General features: G+C 43.6%; 16 protein-coding genes. 13 read left to right on the forward strand and 3 right to left on the reverse strand.

Going from position 1 to position 20,152, the window contains the following annotated elements:
- Nucleotides 1-157: 157 nt before the first annotated feature.
- The 7 genes from purM (at nucleotide 158) to mgtE (ending at nucleotide 7,955) form a co-directional block, all read left to right on the forward strand.
- Nucleotides 158-1,198: a phosphoribosylformylglycinamidine cyclo-ligase gene (gene purM / locus AACX38_RS08140; protein WP_228863945.1), complete on the forward strand. Its 1,041-nt coding sequence runs from the start codon at nucleotides 158-160 to the stop codon at nucleotides 1,196-1,198.
- A gap of 38 nt (nucleotides 1,199-1,236) precedes the next feature.
- Entirely contained in the window at nucleotides 1,237-1,875 is a 639-nt protein-coding gene (gene purN, locus AACX38_RS08145) for a phosphoribosylglycinamide formyltransferase (RefSeq protein ID WP_228863956.1), read from the forward strand.
- Nucleotides 1,876-2,075: 200 nt separating this feature from the next.
- Nucleotides 2,076-2,639: a spermidine N1-acetyltransferase gene (speG, locus tag AACX38_RS08150; RefSeq protein WP_099123447.1), complete on the forward strand. Its 564-nt coding sequence runs from the start codon at nucleotides 2,076-2,078 to the stop codon at nucleotides 2,637-2,639.
- A gap of 23 nt (nucleotides 2,640-2,662) precedes the next feature.
- Nucleotides 2,663-4,732, forward strand: a complete 2,070-nt coding sequence (ppk1, locus tag AACX38_RS08155; protein ID WP_099123446.1) for a polyphosphate kinase 1 — start codon at nucleotides 2,663-2,665, stop codon at nucleotides 4,730-4,732.
- A gap of 3 nt (nucleotides 4,733-4,735) precedes the next feature.
- Entirely contained in the window at nucleotides 4,736-6,268 is a 1,533-nt protein-coding gene (ppx, locus tag AACX38_RS08160; protein WP_228863946.1) for an exopolyphosphatase, read from the forward strand.
- A gap of 12 nt (nucleotides 6,269-6,280) precedes the next feature.
- Complete coding sequence (locus tag AACX38_RS08165; protein ID WP_099110876.1) at nucleotides 6,281-6,445, forward strand: YfgG family protein; 165 nt, start codon at nucleotides 6,281-6,283, stop codon at nucleotides 6,443-6,445.
- A gap of 46 nt (nucleotides 6,446-6,491) precedes the next feature.
- Nucleotides 6,492-7,955, forward strand: coding sequence for a magnesium transporter (mgtE, locus tag AACX38_RS08170; RefSeq protein WP_099123444.1), 1,464 nt, complete (start codon nucleotides 6,492-6,494; stop codon nucleotides 7,953-7,955).
- A 133-nt stretch (nucleotides 7,956-8,088) separates the two neighbouring features.
- Here mgtE and AACX38_RS08175 read toward each other — a convergent pair whose 3' ends face one another.
- From AACX38_RS08175 to AACX38_RS08185, 3 genes are all read right to left on the reverse strand, one after another.
- A complete protein-coding gene (locus AACX38_RS08175; protein ID WP_228863947.1) occupies nucleotides 8,089-8,439 on the reverse strand; it encodes a hypothetical protein in 351 nt (116 codons plus the stop codon).
- Between the two features lie 163 nt (nucleotides 8,440-8,602).
- Nucleotides 8,603-9,082, reverse strand: a complete 480-nt coding sequence (locus AACX38_RS08180; RefSeq protein ID WP_099110873.1) for an Hcp family type VI secretion system effector — start codon at nucleotides 9,080-9,082, stop codon at nucleotides 8,603-8,605.
- A 302-nt stretch (nucleotides 9,083-9,384) separates the two neighbouring features.
- Entirely contained in the window at nucleotides 9,385-9,690 is a 306-nt protein-coding gene (locus AACX38_RS08185; protein WP_099123396.1) for a hypothetical protein, read from the reverse strand.
- Nucleotides 9,691-9,986: 296 nt separating this feature from the next.
- Between AACX38_RS08185 and AACX38_RS08190 the strand changes: the two genes are divergently transcribed.
- From AACX38_RS08190 to AACX38_RS08215, 6 genes are all read left to right on the forward strand, one after another.
- Nucleotides 9,987-11,195 carry an MdtA/MuxA family multidrug efflux RND transporter periplasmic adaptor subunit gene (locus AACX38_RS08190; RefSeq protein WP_228863948.1) on the forward strand — a complete coding sequence of 403 codons (1,209 nt, stop codon included), beginning with the start codon at nucleotides 9,987-9,989 and terminating at the stop codon, nucleotides 11,193-11,195.
- Nucleotides 11,195-14,365 (forward strand): MdtB/MuxB family multidrug efflux RND transporter permease subunit, encoded by a 3,171-nt coding sequence (locus AACX38_RS08195; protein ID WP_228863949.1) that lies wholly within the window; start codon nucleotides 11,195-11,197, stop codon nucleotides 14,363-14,365. Before AACX38_RS08190 ends, AACX38_RS08195 begins: the two co-directional genes overlap by 1 nt.
- Entirely contained in the window at nucleotides 14,362-17,460 is a 3,099-nt protein-coding gene (gene mdtC / locus AACX38_RS08200) for a multidrug efflux RND transporter permease subunit MdtC (protein ID WP_228863950.1), read from the forward strand. Before AACX38_RS08195 ends, mdtC begins: the two co-directional genes overlap by 4 nt.
- An 8-nt stretch (nucleotides 17,461-17,468) precedes the next feature.
- Nucleotides 17,469-18,872 (forward strand): two-component system sensor histidine kinase BaeS, encoded by a 1,404-nt coding sequence (baeS, locus tag AACX38_RS08205; RefSeq protein ID WP_228863957.1) that lies wholly within the window; start codon nucleotides 17,469-17,471, stop codon nucleotides 18,870-18,872.
- Nucleotides 18,872-19,570, forward strand: a complete 699-nt coding sequence (baeR, locus tag AACX38_RS08210; RefSeq protein ID WP_099110868.1) for a two-component system response regulator BaeR — start codon at nucleotides 18,872-18,874, stop codon at nucleotides 19,568-19,570. Before baeS ends, baeR begins: the two co-directional genes overlap by 1 nt.
- A gap of 84 nt (nucleotides 19,571-19,654) precedes the next feature.
- A complete protein-coding gene (locus AACX38_RS08215; RefSeq protein WP_099123392.1) occupies nucleotides 19,655-19,999 on the forward strand; it encodes a YegP family protein in 345 nt (114 codons plus the stop codon).
- Nucleotides 20,000-20,152 lie beyond the last annotated feature (153 nt).

The raw sequence follows: 20,152 nt of genomic DNA on the forward strand, positions 1-20,152 counted from the left end.
ACTATCAATATATTGATTTTTAGCAACTACAAGTCATTTTTTCCTATTTTTTATCCGCAATAAACCTGCATAAAGCTATCGCAAACGTTTGCCTTGGCTGTTAGAATTATTCCGTTCTGTTTTATTCATTCAAATGCAACCGCCTGGGAGCTACGCAGTGACCAACAAAACCTCTCTTAGCTATAAAGATGCTGGTGTCGATATTGATGCTGGTAATGCCTTAGTCAATCGTATCAAAAGTGTAGTGAAACAGACCCGACGCCCGGAAGTAATGGGGGGATTGGGTGGCTTTGGTGCATTATGTTCTCTGCCACAAAAATATCGTGAACCTGTTTTAGTTTCTGGCACAGATGGTGTGGGGACTAAATTACGTCTGGCCATGGATCTGAAGCGCCACGATACAATCGGCATTGATTTGGTCGCCATGTGCGTTAACGATCTGGTAGTTCAGGGAGCTGAACCTCTGTTCTTCCTTGATTACTATGCAACAGGGAAATTAGATGTTGATACCGCCTCGAGCGTTATAACCGGCATCGCGGAAGGCTGTAAACAAGCAGGCTGTGCTCTGGTCGGTGGAGAAACAGCTGAAATGCCGGGCATGTACCACGGTGAAGATTACGATGTTGCAGGCTTCTGTGTCGGTGTAGTTGAAAAATCAGAAATCATTGACGGCAGCAAAATTCAGGCTGGAGATGCACTCATAGCACTGTCATCCAGCGGGCCACATTCCAATGGTTATTCATTGATCCGTAAAATTCTTGAAGTGAGCCAGACCAATCCCGAGATAACTGAGCTGGATGGTAAAACACTGGCTGATCATCTTCTCGCTCCAACCCGTATTTACGTTAAACCACTGCTTGAACTGATCGAACAAATTGAAATCCATGCGATTTGCCACCTGACAGGGGGTGGTTTCTGGGAAAATATTCCCCGCGTTCTGCCTGAAAATATGCAGGCAAAAATCGACGGCACCAGTTGGCAATGGCCAGCCATTTTTAAATGGCTGCAACAGGCTGGCAATGTCAGCGACCATGAAATGTACCGTACGTTTAACTGCGGCGTCGGCATGATAATTGCCCTGCCTCAGTCTCAGGCAACACAGGCGATTGAATGGCTGAATAAAGCGGGTGAAAACGCATGGCAAATCGGCAGCATCACTGAATCTGATCATAGCGGACAGCAAGTTACGATCAGTTAATAAAAAGCCAGTTAATAGAAAGTGATTCAATGAAGACTATGAAAAAAATTGCGGTCTTAATTTCTGGTAATGGCAGTAATCTGCAATCTATCATTGATGCCTGCCAGCAAAACCGGATTAATGGTCAGATCTGTGCTGTGTTCAGCAATAAAGCTGACGCTTATGGTCTGCAACGCGCTGAAGAATCAGCTATTCCAACCCATTTTCTTAATCCGAAGGAATATTCTGATCGCACAGATTATGACTCCGCCCTGCTTACAGCCATTGATCAATATCAGCCCGATTTAATCGTTTTAGCGGGTTATATGAGGATCCTGTCATCTGACTTTGTGCAGCATTACCGTGGACGACTACTCAATATTCATCCCTCCCTGCTACCGAAATATCCCGGCTTACATACTCACCGTAAGGCGATAGAAAACGGTGATCAGGAACATGGCACTTCTGTCCACTTTGTCACCGAAGAACTTGATGGTGGTCCTGTTATCTTACAGGCCAAAGTGCCCATTTTTGCAGAAGATCAAGAAGAGGAAGTGATTCGACGCGTGCAAACTCAGGAGCATAATATTTACCCGATGGTCATTGGCTGGTTTCTGGAAGGGCGTTTGAGCATGGGCAATAATACCGCCATTTTGGATGGGAAAGTACTTTCTCAACAAGGATATGCTTCAGACTAATCGATATAATTAATTCCAAAATTTATTATTAGTTCCAAAACTACAGCATTGTGTTAAGGTTAGTTAATTAAGCTAAACTTAATCATACTAAGGTAAAAATAATTAACCGGGCACCTTGCTGTACTTTATTACTTCATAATATTCTCTTTGAGAAAAATCAAAACTAAGTTGTCCTTACGTTAAAAACACTGAGGTATCTAATGTCCAGTGGTTCCGAAAATCCACCTGTAAACCTACGCCCACTTGAGCGGGAAGATCTCCCTTTCGTCCACCAGCTTGATAATAATGCCAGTGTCATGCGCTACTGGTTTGAAGAACCTTATGAAGCTTTCGTTGAATTATGCGATCTCTATGACAAACATATCCATGATCAAAGTGAACGCCGTTTTATTATTGAAAGTATGAATTCCAAAGTTGGTCTGGTGGAACTAGTGGAAATTGATTATGTCCACCGCCGGGCTGAGTTTCAGCTCATTATTGCACCAGCTTATCAGGGGCAAGGCTATGCAACAGGAGCAGTTAAACTTGCGATGGAGTACGCATTTTCAGTCCTAAACCTCTATAAACTCTATTTAATTGTTGATAAAGAAAACGAAAAAGCAATTCATATATACAATAAACTGGGATTTTATACTGAAGGAGAGCTTATTGATGAGTTCTTTGTAAACGGCTCTTATCATACTGCTATCCGAATGTGTACTTTCCAGCATCACTATTTTGCTAACAAAATTAGGCATTCCCAGAGTAAAAAGCAGCACTGTTAACCAATGGACCAAATGGAGTAGTAATGTCCCAAGACCGCCTCTATACAGAAAAAGAACTCAGCTGGCTCTCTTTCAATGAACGTGTGCTTCAGGAAGCGGCTGACAAAAGTAATCCACTTATTGAAAGGATGAGGTTTTTAGGGATCTACTCCAATAATCTGGATGAGTTTTATAAAGTCCGTTTCGCCGATGTAAAACGTCGCATTTTGATTAGCGAAGCCCGGGGTTCTGCAACGGGTTCCCGGCAATTATTAAAAAAAATCCAGTCAAAAGTCGCCAAAATCGATCAGGAGTTTGATGAACTCTATAACGATTTATTGTTGGAAATGGCGCGTAATCAGATTTTCCTCATCAATGAACGGCAGATATCCCCGAATCAGCAAATCTGGCTACGGCAGTATTTCCGCCAGCATTTGCGTCCACACATTACGCCTATCGTTATCAATCCAGAAACTAATCTGGTTGAATTTTTAAAAGATGATTACACCTATTTAGCGGTAGAAATTATCCGCGGGCAGGAAACCAAATACGCTTTGCTGGAAATCCCTTCCGATAAAGTTCCCCGTTTCGTTAATTTGCCGCCGGAAATGCCCAAAAGACGCAAATCAATGATCCTGATCGATAACATTCTGCGCTACACACTGGATGAAATTTTTAAGGGCTTTTTTGATTACGACACGCTGAGTGTTTACTCCATGAAAATGACCCGTGATGCTGAATACGATTTAGCGACGGAAATGGAATCCAGCTTGCTGGAATTAATGTCTTCAACACTGAAACAAAGGCTGACAGCCGAACCTGTCCGTTTTGTTTATCAGCGCGATATGCCTGATGAAATGGTCGAATTATTGCGTAGCAAACTGGGGCTTTCCAATGATGACTCAGTAATTGCCGGCAGCCGTTATCACAATTTCAGAGATTTCATTAAATTCCCCAATGAAGGGAACCGGACTCTGCTGAATAAACCAATGCCCCGGCTGCGCCATACCTGGTTTGATAATTTCCGCAATGGTTTTGATGCTATCCGTGAACAGGATGTATTGCTTTATTATCCTTATCACACTTTCGAGCATGTACTGGAATTACTGCGGCAGGCATCATTCGATCCAAGCGTATTATCGATAAAAATTAACATCTATCGGGTAGCGAAAGACTCACGCATAGTTGAATCCATGATCCATGCAGCCCACAATGGCAAAAAAGTGACAGTCGTCGTGGAATTACAGGCACGCTTTGATGAAGAAGCCAATATTCACTGGGCAAAACGCCTGACTGAAGCGGGGGTGCATGTCATTTTCTCGGCTCCCGGCCTGAAAATTCACGCCAAACTGTTTATCATTTCACGCCTTGAAGGGAATGAAATTATTCGTTATGCCCACATCGGTACAGGGAATTTCAATGAAAAAACAGCCCGTTTATATACCGACTACTCCCTAATGACAGCCAAACCCGAAGTCACCAACGAAGTACGCCGGGTATTTAACTTTATTGAAAACCCTTATCGTCCGGTGACGTTTGAGAACTTGATGGTTTCTCCCCAAAACTCACGGGCTATGCTCAATAAATTAATTGATCAGGAAATTGAAAATGCCAGAGCAGGAGAAATTGCAGGTATCACGCTGAAAATAAATAATCTGGTAGACAGAGAATTGGCAGATCGCCTATACGATGCCTCTGAAGCGGGTGTCAAAGTACGCCTTCTGATCCGGGGAATGTGCTCTCTGGTTCCCGGCCAGCCCGGTTTTAGTGAAAATATTCAGGTTACCAGTATTGTCGATCGTTTCCTTGAACATGATCGGGTTTATGTTTTCACTAATAAAGGAGATGAGAAAATCTTCCTTTCTTCCGCAGACTGGATGACACGGAACATTGATTATCGTATTGAAGTTGCCGTTTGTCTGCTTGACCCACTGTTAAAACAGCGTGTTCTCGATATTCTGGAATTACAGTTTAGTGATACGGTCAAGGCTCGTTATATTGATAAAGAATTGAGCAATAGGTATGTCCCACGAGGAAATAAACGTAAAATTCGCGCACAAACTGCCATTTACGATTACCTGAAAAATCTGGAACAGCCTGAATCAAGAGTTTAATTTATGCCGTTGAAACACGATACACCAATGCCTAAACCGCTGGAAATTGCAACCATCGATCTGGGCTCCAATAGTTTTCATATGGTTATCGCCCGAATTGTAAATGGGGCATTACAAGTTATCGGTCGCCTGAAAAAACGGGTTTACCTTGCTGATGGATTCAACGATAAAAATGAACTGAGTGAAGAAGCCATCAAACGTGGTCTTGAGAGTCTTTCGTTATTCGCTGAACGTTTGCAAGGTTTCCCCGCAGAAAACGTCTGCCTTGTAGGAACTCACAGTTTACGGGAAGCAAGTAACGCCGAAGAATTCCTGCAACGGGCCAAAGAAGTCATCCCCTATCCTATTGAGATTATTTCCGGTCATGAAGAAGCCCGTTTAATTTTTATGGGAGTAGAACATACTCAGCCAGAAAAAGGCCGTAAGCTGGTGATTGATATTGGTGGCGGTTCAACCGAGCTGGTTATTGGTGAAGGCTTCGAACCTCTTCTCATTGAAAGCCGCCGTATGGGATGCGTCAGTTTTGCCCGGCAGTTTTTCCCTGATGGGGTGATAAATGAACACAATTTCCGTAAAGCACGGCTTCAGGCAGAACAAAAGCTGGAAAATCTCATCTGGCAATTCCGCACCAAGGGCTGGGATTTTGCTCTGGGGGCGTCGGGTACGATTAAGGCAGTGCATGAATTACTGGTTGAATTGGGTGAAAAAGATGGCCTGATTACACCTGAGCGGCTTCAGATGCTGGTCAAGAGAGTATTGAAATACAAAAATTTCAAATCGCTGGATCTGCCCGGTTTATCGGACGATCGCAAACAGACTCTGGTTCCTGGTCTGGCAATCCTGTGCGGTATATTTGATGCCCTAAATATTCAGGAATTATGCTTGTCTGACGGAGCACTACGTGAAGGCGTTCTTTACGAAATGGAAGACCGTTTCCGCCATCTGGATATCCGTCAGAGAACCGCCAAAAGTCTTGCTGATCACTATAATATCGATCGCGAACAGGCCAGTCGTGTCTGGGATACAGCTAAAACACTGTATGATCAGTGGGCTGCGCAAAATCCGAAACGGGTACAACCACAACTGGAGTCTATCCTGCTCTGGGCTGCCATGCTGCATGAAGTTGGCTTAAGTATTAATCTGAGTGGCCTGCAACGGCACTCTGCCTATATCCTGCAACATACTGATTTGCCTGGTTTCAACCAAGAGCAGCAATCATTACTGGCAACACTGGTTCGTTATCACCGCAAAGCGGTTAAAGTTCATGAGCACCCTCGTTTCTATTTGTTTAAGAAAAAGCAATATCTTCCTATGCTCCAGATATTAAGATTAGCAACACTGCTGAATAATCAGCGTCAGTCCACAACAACACCTGAGTCACTGACACTGGAAACGGATCATGGGCACTGGATACTTTCTTTTCCGAGAAACTATTTAACTCAAAATACACTAATGCAACTGGATTTAGAAAAAGAGCAAGCTTACTGGAGTGATGTGACAGGCTGGCATCTACATATCCAAGAGGAATCAACTTAACGATATCGTATTATGAAAAAGAAAAAGAAAACCGCTCAGATTACAAAATTAATTCTGCTTATCAGCTTTCTGATTTTATTTGGGCGTTTTATCTATTCATCAATTGCAGCGTTAGAACATCATCAGCAAAAAAAGCAAAATATGATGGAACAAAGCAGCGATCTTAAGACAAAATAACATCATTCCTGATAGTGTAATTTTGGCAAAAACTAAAGGTCATATAATGTTACAGCCAGCCTTTAAACCCGATAATACGAATGTTGCCAGCCAGCATTCGCAAAAACTGGCTCTTGCTCGCCAGCATCTATTTTCTCTGTTAATTAACGATAAGCTATTCGTTGATACATTATTAGGACAGGCTGATGCACATGCAAAGATTAGCAATGATCTGCTACTCGAAAAAATTGAAGAAGTACGCTCTTTACTGACCAGCCTGCATGCAGCAGATATCGCAGATATTCTGGAGGCACTGCCTTATGATGAGCGTCTTGCTTTGTGGCGGCTCATCGACAACAACCAGCGTGGTGAAGTTTTGGTGGAAGCTTCAATCCCGGTCTGGGAAAACTTAATTAAGGATATGTCGGATCTGGCGCTGCTTAGAGCAATCGGTACACTGCATGTCGATGAACAGGCTTATATTGTCGAACACCTTCCCAGGGATACCACACACCGTCTGCTGACCTATCTGGAACCCAGCCAGCGCAACCGTATCCGGGAAGTATTACAATACCACAAAGACAGCATCGGCCAGATGATGGACTTTGAATTTGTAACTGTACGGGGCAATGTCACACTCAGTACCGTTCAGCGTTTTCTGCGTTCCCGTGGGTCTATTCCTGCAACAACGGATAAAATCTTTGTTATTGACCGTAAAAACCGGCTTCAGGGGGAACTTCCGCTCACTACCCTGCTAACCAGCGCCCCCGATAAATTAGTCGCCGAAGTGATGAACATAGATACCGTCACTTTTCTGCCGGAGCAAAAAGGTGAAGATGCAGCCAGTGCGTTCGAACGTTATGACCTGATTTCTGCTGCAGTTGTGGATAATAATGGCCGTCTGATGGGACGTCTGACTGTTGAGGATATCGTCGATACCTTAAGCGAAGAGACAGATACCAATATCCGGCGTATGGGTGGCCTGAGCCGTGAAGAAGATGTTTTCGCTCCGGTTGGGCAGGCAGTAAAAACCCGCTGGGCATGGCTAGCCATTAATCTGTGCACTGCATTCGTTGCCTCACGGGTGATCGGTCTGTTTGAACATACCATTTCCCAGCTCGTTGCCCTTGCCACGCTGATGCCTATCGTGGCAGGTATCGGGGGAAATACCGGCAATCAGACCATCACGATGATCGTACGGGCACTGGCACTCCATCAAATCCGGACAGGAAGTTTTCCTTATATTTTATTAAGGGAGCTGGGTGTCGCCCTGATAAACGGTATTATTTGGGGGGGAATTATGGGGCTTGTCACTTATCTGCTCTATGATGACCCAGCAATGGGCGGAGTGATGACCATGGCAATGATACTCAACCTGCTGATGGCTGCCCTGATGGGCGTGCTGATCCCTTTTATTATGATGAGACTGGGCAGAGATCCTGCTATTGGCTCCAGTGTGATGATAACTGCGATTACTGATACCGGTGGTTTTTTTATCTTTTTAGGACTGGCAACCCTGTTTTTGGTTTAATGCGTAAAAAACATCAACTGACTTAACCCGTATATAATACGGGTTAATATTTATCATTTGAAAATATTTTGATGATTATGAAAAGACATTTGATTGGCGGCTCATAATCTTATGATTGATGAAACTCAATAAACTACTCAATAGGCTTTTCAGCATAGTATTTTATTAATTCACTGTGCTCATTAATTATTTCCATTTCTCTGGGATCGTCTTTGTATTTTTCCTTCAACTCATAAAATAATTCATTGGCTTTTTTACAAAATATATCAATCTCATCTTCCAGTAATCGCTTTCTTGCATCAGATAAATCACTATCCCATTCACCTGCAAGATATTCGCAATATTCAGTTTTTTTCATGTATTCTTGCAAATCTTTTGGCATATTATCTCTTAATGCCCATGAAACTCCATGTAGGCAGAAAAAAATCACACTCGATATGATTATCTTTTCCATTTTATTGCTAATTTTCCATACCCAGTGCATTAGGAAAGCTCTCCCTGAGTGTCTCATGGTTGAAGATATTATTACTCTGGCACCTGATTTGTTTCATTGTCACGCTTAGAACACCTGCATAGGAGGTTTAAGCGTGATAATGAAACGCCGATAATTCAATCGGCGTTTTGGCAATTACTACGTTAACTCAGCATCAATAGACTCTTTCGTCCCAGACACTATATCCGGATGTTCCTGCCATATGATGACGACTGATGATATCTTTATATTTAACAGAAACAATTTCTTCCGGCTGTGCTTCCGCATGGTTAATACTGTGCGGATAATTCGGTGATAACTCAATAATCGTCGCATCACGACACTCAATTGAGTAATAGAGTTCCTGAGAGCCTAATTGTGAAGTACGATAAAAATCAAATTTCAGGTTCAAACTTTCATTATCTGAAATTGCCATCATTAATAACGGTGATGATTTATCCTGTGGTTTTACAAATACAATTGGACTATGGTTAACATTTTGTTCTCTGTGAATGGAATGATGAAGATTTAATACAAAAATTTCATCTTCATGACCTGCCTGATACTTATTGCCAATGGATTCAACTGAAGAGCAACCTTGTGAAATCAACCCTTGTTTGTTTCCTTGCAAGGTTAAATAGATCATATTAGCCATAATAACTTCCTGTTTTGTTTAGGTTTTAAAGAACTATCAATCGCTTTTAATATAGTCTGAAGTACCGCATCTTTTCAGGGGCAATGTGATTAAGATCACGATTCCCTAAACCAAACTATATTTTCATTGTTGCTAATTCTAGCGACTCACTTTATCAGCGATCATGCGATATTATACCAACGAAAAACAAGATAGGATATGTGCATTATTTGATAATTCACTCAGTATTACTTCCGTTTTTATAAGTATCAACTGCGCTAAGAAAACTGATAACAAAATAAAATCTAACAGATTGTTATTTTTTATAATTCTATCTGAATAGACATATCGTACTCATCAAGTATTTTTATTTTATGAATATCATCTTTGTATTTATTTTTTAGTTTATTATGTAAAATTTTTGCTTTTTTACAATATTCCGCTGAACCTTCCTCTATTTCTTTTTTACGTTCTTCAGGAAGAGAATTATCCCATTCATTAGAGAAGTGTTGACAAGTTTCTATACTATCTATGTACTCCTGAATATCTAGTGGGATTTCGCTTTCTGATGTAAATGAATAACCAGAAAAAAGTGAAATTATAATACCTAATATTATTGATTTTTTCATATTTCCCATCTCATTATGCGATGTTTATTGTTTTTAAATTTAACAATCATTCCTGATCAAAGATACTTTATCAGATATCGCGTATGCTAATGAATGTTTTACATGCTCTCTCGCCCTCCATAACTTCGATTTCCTCATAAAACGTTCTGCGTTATCTCATTGACACAATTTCCATATTTTCTCCATGATTGGCAATTTCTCTCCAAGTACACTAATTAAATATATATTTACACTAATTTAGCATAAGATGCATGCGTGGCTGATTACCGATGCAATATTAAGAGAATGTCGAATATATGAGCAATAAACGTCGTACCTACTTTTTTTGTTTTGCTGCGTTAGTCGTTGTAATCGCAGCAATTTTCTTTGCATGGAACCATTTCAAAACATCACAAAAGTCCGGCCCACAACAGAATTTAACAGCAGTACCACCCCGCCCTGTTCAGGCGGCTACCGCTAAAATGGAATCCGTGCCCCACTATCTAGTAGGGTTAGGAACGGTTCAGGCAGCAGATACTGTCAATGTCACCAGTCTGGTGAGCGGGCAATTAATTGCCCTGCATTTTATAGAAGGCCAACAGGTGAAAAAAGGGGATTTACTGGCAGAAATTGATCCCCGCCCTTATCAGGTCAGGCTGGCAAAAGCACAGGGACAATATGTTAAAGATCAGGCAATGCTGGCCAATGCTGAGCAGGATTTGGCCCGCTATCAACAACTGGCAAAAAGTAAATTAATTTCTCAACAGGATCTGGATAAACAGCACGCTTTAGTTCGTCAATATAAGGCCGCCCTCAAAAGTGATCAGGCAGATATTGATGAACAAAAACTCCAATTAGCCTACAGCCGTATCACAGCCCCCATTTCAGGTCGTGTTGGTCTGAAACGGATAGATGTGGGTAACTACATCTCTTCTGGGGGAGAAAAACCAATTGTCGTCATTACGCGCGTTGATCCAATCGACGTGCTGTTTTCTCTGCCTGAAAACGATCTCAGTGCCATACTAAAGGCACAGAAAAATAATACGATACCTGCCGTCATTGCCCGGGATCGCAATAACCAGCTGCAATTAGCACAAGGCAAACTACTCAGCATCGATAACCAAATTGACGTTGCAACCGGCACCATAAAAATGAAAGCCAGATTTGATAATCAGGATAACGCACTGTTTCCAAATCAATTCGTTAATATCCAAATCAAAGTCAATACGCTGGATAACGCTATAGTCATCCCTGATGCAGCATTACAGATGAGTGGCAACGGTCACTTTGTCTGGCTGGTAGGTAAAGATAATAAGGTGAAAAAACATAAAATAACCATCGGACTGCAAAATGATAATCTGGTTATTATCAACAGCGGTCTGTCCGTTGGTGATCAGGTAATAACAGACGGTATTGATCAGTTGACAGAAGGAGCGGCTGTTGAAATTGTTAAGCCTCTGCAACCAAAATCAGATAACAGCAACGATAAATCAGCTAAGTCAAACGGTAAGGTGGAGAATAGTTAATGCTTTCTGATTCTCCGGTGACAGGGGGCGGCCCATCCCGCTTGTTTATACTGCGTCCGGTAGCAACGACGCTGTTTATGATTGCAATTTTGCTTGCTGGTATTCTTGGCTATCGGATGCTGCCGGTTTCTGCATTACCACAGGTGGATTATCCGACTATTCAGGTTGTTACGCTCTATCCCGGCGCCAATCCTGACGTGATGACCTCCGCCATAACAGCCCCACTGGAACGCAGATTCGGGCAAATATCCGGCCTGAAACAGATGTCATCACAAAGTTCTGGTGGAGCTTCTGTTATTACGCTGGTCTTCCAGCTTTCCCTGCCACTGGATGTTGCAGAGCAGGATGTGCAGGCTGCAATTAATTCAAGTATCAATCTGTTACCTAATGACCTGCCCTACCCTCCCATCTACAGTAAGGTGAATCCGGCTGATCCACCAATTTTAACGCTGGCCGTCACTTCTGATGCCTTACCAATGACAGAAGTGCAGGATATGGTGGAAACCCGTGTTGCTCAGCGTATTTCTCAGGTCGGTGGGGTTGGTCTGGTCACACTGGCTGGCGGGCAGCGTCCTGCTGTCCGCGTGAAGTTAAATGCGCAGGCTATAGCCGCACAGGGGCTGGATAGCCATGCCATTAGTAATGCGATTGTCAGTGCGAATGTGAATTCACCAAAAGGCAGTTTTGATGGTCCAACGCGGTCAATTACCTTATCTGCTAACGATCAGATGAAATCCATAGATGATTACCGCAACTTAATCGTGACCTATAAAAATGGTGCTCCGATTCGGCTGCGTGATGTTGCTACCATTGAGCGGGAAGCAGAAAATACGAAACTCGGTGCGTGGGCAAATGAAAAACCCGCCATTGTTATTAATGTTCAGCGTCAGCCGGGCGCTAATGTTATTGAAACCACGGATAACATTCGTAGCGTGTTGCCAGAGCTGATAAGCAGCCTGCCTAAATCGGTTAAAGTTGACGTTCTGACGGATCGCACTGTCACGATCCGTGCTTCCGTTAAAGACGTTCAATTTGAATTATTGTTAGCGGTTGCTCTGGTTGTCATGGTGATTTACCTGTTTTTGCGTAATGCCGCCGCCACCTTAATCCCAAGTATTGCCGTTCCGCTTTCACTTATCGGCACATTCGCAGTGATGTATTTCTGTGGTTTCTCCATCAATAATCTGACATTGATGGCATTGACCATTGCAACTGGCTTTGTTGTCGATGATGCCATCGTTGTCATCGAAAATATTTCCCGCTATATCGAACGGGGAGAAAAACCTCTCGCCGCTGCCCTCAAAGGGGCGGGCGAAATCGGTTTCACCATTATTTCACTGACTTTTTCTCTGATTGCCGTTTTGATCCCACTGTTATTTATGGGGGATATTGTAGGGCGTCTATTCCGGGAGTTTGCCATTACACTTGCGGTGGCAATTTTAATTTCAGCCGTTGTCTCACTCACCCTGACGCCAATGATGTGCGCACGAATGCTGAAAGCAGAATCAGACATTAAACATAATCGTTTTGAACAAGCCTGTGAGCACTTTTTTGAATGGATAATTGCGATATATAGCGTATGGCTGAAACGTGTCCTGAACCATCCCTGGCTGACACTCGGTGTCACACTTGGCACTCTGGCTCTGACCGCCCTGCTCTATGTCGTCATTCCAAAAGGATTTTTTCCGTCGCAGGATAATGGATTAATTCAGGGGACACTGGAAGCACCACAGTCCATTTCTTTCAGTGCCATGGCAGATAAACAGCGTCAGGTAAGCGCATTACTGCTACAAGATCCGGCGGTGGAAAATGTGACTACATTCATCGGCGTTGATGGCAGTAACCCTACGCTGAACAACGGACGTCTGCAAATTACGTTAAAACCTTTCGACCAGCGCCATGACAGAATTGAGGATATTATCCCACGCCTACAGGCCCGGATAGCCAAAGTGCCTGATATCACCTTATATCTGCAACCAATTCAGGATCTGACTATTGATACCCAGCTTTCCCGTACGCAATATCAATTTACGCTACAGGCGACTTCTCTTAATGAACTGAACATCTGGGTACCTAAGTTACAGGAAGCACTGAAAAAGCGTCCTGAACTGGTCGATATCAGCAGTGATTTGCAAAACAAGGGATTAGTCGCTCATATCAATGTAAATCGTGATATGGCCAGCAGGTTAGGTATTACGATTGCTGCGATTGATAACACGCTATATAACGCCTTTGGTCAGAGGATGATCTCAACCATTTATACGCAGTCAAATCAATATCGGGTTGTACTCGCGCAGGATACAACACACTCTCCCGGCATTGATGCGCTCAATGATGTCCGGCTTTTAAGTGCAGATGGTAATATCGTACCTCTGACTGCTATCGCCACGATTGAACAGCGGCTGGGATATTTATCCATTAATCACTTGCAACAATTTCCTGCGACCACTTTTTCATTCAATGTGGCACAGGATACCTCTCTCGAAGCAGCTGTTAATGCCGTGAAGGAAACAGAACATGCCATTAACATGCCTAAAGATATCAATACACAATTTCAGGGAGCAACTCTGGCATTCCAGAATGCCCTGAGCAATACCTTATTGCTGATACTGGCTGCTGTTGTTGCCATGTACATTGTGCTCGGAATACTGTACGAAAGTTTTATACATCCAGTAACGATCCTGTCAACACTGCCCACTGCGGGAGTCGGCGCACTACTGGCATTAATGCTGGGAGGCTATGAGCTGGATATCATTGCCATTATCGGGATTATTCTGCTGATCGGTATTGTGAAGAAGAACGCCATTATGATGATTGACTTTGCGCTGGCAGCAGAACGCGAGAAAGGTATGTCGCCCTACGATGCTATTTTTCAGGCCTGTCTCCTGCGTTTCAGACCGATTCTGATGACAACAATGGCAGCACTGTTAGGCGCATTACCATTGATGCTCAGCAGTGGCATCGGAGCTGAACTGCGTCGTCCATTAGGTGTCAGCATGGTAGGCGGTTTGATTATGAGCCAAATCCTGACGCTGTTTACGACTCCTGTCATTTATCTGCTATTTGACAGACTGGCGCACTATTACAGAAATAGGCAAAACAGAAGACATCAGGATGACAATCAAACCGCATTAGCGCGTTCTTCTACTGATCATCAGGAGCCGTTGTGAAATTTTTCGCCTTATTTATCCAGCGGCCTGTTGCAACCACATTATTAAGTGTAGCTATTACACTGTGTGGGGCATTCAGTTTTATCCTGTTGCCAGTATCGCCTCTGCCGCAAGTCGATGTTCCTGTGATTGGTGTTTCAGCTTATATGCCCGGCGCATCACCGGAAACAATGGCCTCCTCTGTCGCAACCCCACTGGAGCGATCACTCGGCAGAATTGCGGGTGTTAAGGAAATGAGTTCCTCCAGCTCATTAGGCTATACCTTCATTTACCTACAATTTGAACTGAACCGGGATATCAACGGAGCTGCCCGGGATGTACAGGCAGCGATTAATGCGGCGGAAAGTCTTTTGCCTTCAGGGATGCCAAGCCGCCCAACCTACCGCAAGGCAAACCCCTCTTCCGCTCCCATTATGATCCTGACGCTCACATCAGACAGTTATAGTGAGGGACAGTTATATGATATTGCCTCAACACGCCTTGCCCAGAAAATCTCACAGATAGAAGGTGTCGGTCAGGTCAGTGTTTCAGGAAGCTCATTGCCTGCAATAAGGGTTGAACTCAATCCCAACGCCCTGTTCAGTAAGGGGATCTCTCTGGATGACGTCCGCACTGCGGTCAACAATGCCAATGTTAGAAATCCGACGGGGCATGTTGAGACAAGTGAATACAACTGGCAAATACAAACTAACGATGAAATAAAAAAGGCGGATGACTACGCCTCCATTATTGTCGATTATCGTGATGGCTCACCTGTTCGCTTAAAAGATCTCGCAACGGTCAAAGAGTCTGTAGAGGATATTCGCGCCGCAGGTATGTCCGGTAATAAACCGGCTATTTCCCTGATTATCCGGGGTGAACAAAATGCGAATATCATTGAAACCATCAATAAAATTCGTGCAGAGTTTCCCACTCTACGAACCTCCATACCCGCCAATATTAAACTTAATGTTGTACAGGATCGCTCTCCCACCATCCGAGCTTCCCTGTATGAAGTGGAACAAGCGCTTGCTCTCGCCGTTGCTCTGGTTATTTTGGTTGTTTTTCTGTTCCTGCGTTCAGGGCGTGCCACTCTTATTCCAGCAATTGCCGTTCCGGTTTCACTGATTGGCACATTTACTGCGATGTATTTATGTGGTTTCAGCCTGAATAATCTCTCACTCATGGCTCTGACCATCGCGACGGGTTTTGTTGTAGATGATGCCATTGTTGTGCTGGAAAATATCTCCCGTCATCTGGAAGCCGGGATGAAACCTGCACAAGCCGCGCTTAAGGGTGTAAGAGAAGTGGGTTTTACCGTTCTTGCCATGAGCCTGTCTCTCGTAGCGGTTTTTATCCCCCTTCAGTTGATCGATGAAATGCTCGGCAGGCTGTTCCTTGATTTTTCGGTAACACTCGCAACGGCGATAGGCATTTCTTTGTTTGTGTCACTCACCTTAACTCCGATGATGTGTGCACACCTGCTAAAATCTTCACCTGAAAAATCACTGAAGAAAACCCGCGGTTTCGGTAAAATTTTTCTCAGGTTCCAGCAGTATTATGGCCGCTCATTAAAGTGGGTTCTTAACCACACACGCTGGGTTTTATTAATGCTGATCGGCATTATCGTCCTAAATGGCTGGCTCTATATTAATATCCCGAAAACCTTTTTCCCCAGACAGGATACGGGTCAATTGCGGGGTTTTGTCGTTGCTGATCAAAGTATTTCTTTTCAGGCCATGCAAAAGAAGATGGAACATTTTATGCAAGTCATTAATGCTGACCCGACTGTTGAAAATGTGACAGGCTTTACCGGTGGCGACAGCATGAATGTCGGCTTTATGTTTATGTCATTAAAGCCTGTGAGTGAACGCAAAGAAAGTATTGATAAAGTCATACAACGTTTACAGGATAAGTTGTCCCACGAGCCGGGGGCTTCACTGTATCTGATCCCTGTGCAGGATCTCAGATCAGGTGGCGGCGGCGGTGGTAATGCCAAATCTATTTATCAATTTAATTTACTGTCGGACGATTCCGATGCGCTTCGCAAATGGACACCTATTATCCACAAGGCATTGAAAACGTTACCCCAACTGACGGGCGTTAATTCTGATGACGACGATAAAGGTTCTGAACTGGCGATTACCTATGATCGTGATCTTATGGCCCGTCTTGGTATCAGCGTTGCTCAGGCGAATAGCCTGCTTGGAAACGCTTTCGGGCAACAACCAATTTCAACGATTTATCAGCCTCTTAATCAATATAAAGTGGTGATGGAAGTTGCTCCTGAATATAACCAGAATATCAGCGCACTGGAGAAAATCTTTGTCATTAATAAGGAAGGAAAACGTATTCCGCTCTCCTATTTTGCCAGCTGGCGGCCAGCCAATGCGCCATTAGATATTTATCATCAGGGGCTTTCGGCAGCGTCTACGATCTCTTTCGATATTGCGGAAGGCTATACGATGTCTGATGCAGTGAGTGCGATAGAAAGAACAATGACTGAACTCAGCGTCCCATCCGCTGTTCGTAGCTCTTTTGGCGGTACTGTGCAAGATTTTCAGGAAAGTCAGCGTTCACAGTTATTGGTGATCCTTGCGGCTATCATCACTGTTTATCTGGTTCTCGGGGTATTGTATGAAAGTTATATTCACCCACTGACAATCCTTTCTACCCTTCCGTCTGCCGGAATTGGCGCTTTACTGGCACTTGAACTCTTCAATACGCCATTTAGCCTGATTGCCATGATTGGCATTATGCTGCTGATTGGTATCGTGAAGAAAAATGCCATTATTATGGTGGATTTTGCTCTTGAAGCTCAGCGTAACGGGCAACTCAGTGCGCGGGAAGCCATATTTCAGGCCAGCTTATTAAGGTTCAGGCCAATCATGATGACGACTCTTTCTGCTATATTCGGCGCCTTACCTTTGGTACTGAGCAATGGTGCGGGCGCTGAGTTACGTCATCCTCTGGGTATCACGATTGTTGGGGGGCTGGTTATGAGCCAAATTCTTACGTTATATACCACCCCTGTCGTTTATCTGTCTTTTGACAGACTACGTGAGAAATGGCAACAACGTCGTTTAGCAAAATTTCAGAGAATAAAATCGTTGTGAAATTGCGGATAAAAGCCGGGATCAGCGGCAAACTGTTTCTGGCTATTTTTGCTACCTGTATGCTGGTATTAGTGACAATGCACTGGGGCATTCGCCTCAGTTTCCAGTATGGATTCATCGGTTATATTCAGCAGAACAGCCAGCTACGTGCCAGAATGCTGGCCGAAGCATTGACAGAACAATACCAGCAATATGGTAACTGGGATTTCCTGACTCAAAATGATCGGGCCATCTTTAAAATTATCCAAAATATCGAACAGAACAGTGATAACCGGCAAGAGCTGTCTCCCCGCGCCTGGCGCTCCCAGTTCTGGGTGGTTGACAGCCATATGCGCCGGTTAGTGGGTCATTCTGATAATATGTCGGAAGAAACTTACCGCGTTCCGGTAAATTATCAGAATAAAGTGGTCGGTTGGGTTATTGTCAGTACTTCGGACAAAATTACCCGTCAGGCTGATATCCGTTTTGCTCAGCAACAACAGCTGACCAGTTGGATTATCGCTGGCTTCTCTACTATGCTGGCCCTGATTGCAACTTTCGTTTTATCCCGCATTTTCTTGAAACCCGTTAAGCGGCTGGTGGAAGGCACTCATAAACTGGCTTCCGGTGATTTCAGCGTGCGTGTTGCATCATCCGATCAGGATGAAATCGGGCAACTAGCATCAGATTTTAATCACCTTGCCTGCACGCTGGAAAAGAATGAACAAATGCGCCGGGATTATATGGCAGATATCTCCCATGAATTACGCACTCCACTCTCTATTCTGCGTGGTGAGCTGGAAGCCTTACAGGATGGTGTCCGTCAGCCGACAGCGGAAACTATTCATTCGCTACTGACAGAAGTTACCATTCTGACAAAATTAGTGGATGATTTACACTTGCTATCCCTGACGGATCGCGGTTCCCTGACTTATCGAAAAGAACGGGTTAATGTCAATGAGCTCCTGCAAATCGCTGCCGCTGCCTATCGTGGAGGTTTTGCCGATAAACAAATTTCACTGGAGTTATATTTACCGCAAAACACAGTAGTATTTGCAGACCCTAAGCGATTAACTCAGCTATTCCATAATTTGCTGGAAAATAGCCTTCGCTATACTTCTGATCACGGAACAGTGCTTATCCACGGATATGTGAACCAGCAAAAATGGGTTTTAAACTGGCAAGATAGTGCTCCCGGTCTTACTTCTGAACAATGTCAGCGTATTTTTGAACGTTTCTACCGTTGCGAATCTTCCCGCAATCGAGCCAGTGGTGGCTCTGGTTTAGGTCTGGCAATCTGCTACAACATTATTGAAGCGCACAATGGTCTTATTTACGCTGAAATATCACCTTTAGGTGGTATTCAGATTCACATAGAATTACCCTTGTTCAAATTTCCTGAACAGAAGACGCCAAATAAGATATTGAAATAATGAGTGCACAATATACCGTTCTGATCGTTGAAGATGAACCTAAACTGGGACAGTTACTGGTTGATTATCTACAAACTGCCAATTATCAAACACAATGGTTGGTGCGCGGTGATGAGGTGGTTGCTCATGTCCAGCAACACCAGCCTGATATTATTCTGCTCGACCTGATGTTACCCGGCCTTGACGGGTTATCTGTCTGTCGGGAAATCCGCAAATTTTCAGATATCCCCATTGTGATGATGACGGCTAAAACTGAAGAAATTGATCGCCTGCTGGGGCTGGAAATTGGTGCTGATGATTATGTCTGTAAGCCTTATAGCCCGCGCGAAGTCATTGCCAGAGTGAAAACTATTTTACGCCGCTGCTATCGTCCGCAGGATATCGTCAGCGAACAGGGAGCCCTGACGATTGATGAAAACCATTTTCAGGCTCGCTATCTTGAACGGGTGCTGGATCTGACTCCGGTTGAATTCCGGTTACTTAAAATCATATCCAGTCAGCCGGGGCGTGTTTTTTCCCGTGATCAACTGTTGAATAATCTCTATAACGATCATCGTATTGTGAATGATCGAACAATTGATAGCCATATAAAAAATCTACGCAGAAAGTTAGAACAGCTGGATGAAGATAAATCTTTCATTCGCTCAATTTACGGGTTGGGATATCGCTGGGAAGCAGAAATTTGCCGTCTGATGTAAGTTACCTACTGTTATTAAAAAATTCACCTGCATAAATTTCAGGCTAAACTTAATCTGATAATTACCCAATCAGGAGAATTTCTTATGGCTATTGGTCACTATGATCTTAAGAAAGCGAAGAACGGGCAATTTTACTTCAATCTGGTAACAGCAAACGGTGATATTATTCTCAGCAGTGAGATGTACACCACTAAGGCTGCCGCCAATAAAGGTATTCACTCGGTGCAAATCAACTCTCCGGACAAAACCCGTCATGAAGTGAGGAAAAATAAATCTGGCAAAACATATTTTGTCCTGAAAGCCAGAAATCACCAGATTATTGGTATTAGTGAATCTTATGGTGATGAAACAACAATGAAAAAGGGAATGCAGTCTGTGATGAAAACCGGGGTAACAGATAAAATACGGGACTTAACCAAAGGAAGTTAGTTGTAGCTCGTTAACAGCGCCGCATCTGCGGCGCGTTTTTATCAGCATATCCATTCACCATATCTATTTCCTCTCTATCTATGATATGTACCTTTCAAGACGATCTTGAAAGATAAAAGGTATAAGCGCTAAAATCCCCTCTTTAACCTTACC

The sequence above is a fragment of the Xenorhabdus sp. PB30.3 genome (assembly GCF_963895965.1).
Taxonomy (GTDB): Bacteria; Pseudomonadota; Gammaproteobacteria; order Enterobacterales; family Enterobacteriaceae; genus Xenorhabdus; species Xenorhabdus stockiae.

Coding starts and splice junctions, on each gene's coding strand:
- purN (WP_228863956.1), top strand. CDS start 1,237: ATGAAAAAAATTGCGGTCTTAATTTCTGGTAATGGCAGTAATCTGCAA.
- speG (WP_099123447.1), top strand. CDS start 2,076: ATGTCCAGTGGTTCCGAAAATCCACCTGTAAACCTACGCCCACTTGAG.
- ppk1 (WP_099123446.1), top strand. CDS start 2,663: ATGTCCCAAGACCGCCTCTATACAGAAAAAGAACTCAGCTGGCTCTCT.
- ppx (WP_228863946.1), top strand. CDS start 4,736: ATGCCGTTGAAACACGATACACCAATGCCTAAACCGCTGGAAATTGCA.
- AACX38_RS08165 (WP_099110876.1), top strand. CDS start 6,281: ATGAAAAAGAAAAAGAAAACCGCTCAGATTACAAAATTAATTCTGCTT.
- mgtE (WP_099123444.1), top strand. CDS start 6,492: ATGTTACAGCCAGCCTTTAAACCCGATAATACGAATGTTGCCAGCCAG.
- AACX38_RS08175 (WP_228863947.1), bottom strand. CDS start 8,439: ATGCACTGGGTATGGAAAATTAGCAATAAAATGGAAAAGATAATCATA.
- AACX38_RS08180 (WP_099110873.1), bottom strand. CDS start 9,082: ATGGCTAATATGATCTATTTAACCTTGCAAGGAAACAAACAAGGGTTG.
- AACX38_RS08185 (WP_099123396.1), bottom strand. CDS start 9,690: ATGAAAAAATCAATAATATTAGGTATTATAATTTCACTTTTTTCTGGT.
- AACX38_RS08190 (WP_228863948.1), top strand. CDS start 9,987: ATGAGCAATAAACGTCGTACCTACTTTTTTTGTTTTGCTGCGTTAGTC.
- AACX38_RS08195 (WP_228863949.1), top strand. CDS start 11,195: ATGCTTTCTGATTCTCCGGTGACAGGGGGCGGCCCATCCCGCTTGTTT.
- baeR (WP_099110868.1), top strand. CDS start 18,872: ATGAGTGCACAATATACCGTTCTGATCGTTGAAGATGAACCTAAACTG.
- AACX38_RS08215 (WP_099123392.1), top strand. CDS start 19,655: ATGGCTATTGGTCACTATGATCTTAAGAAAGCGAAGAACGGGCAATTT.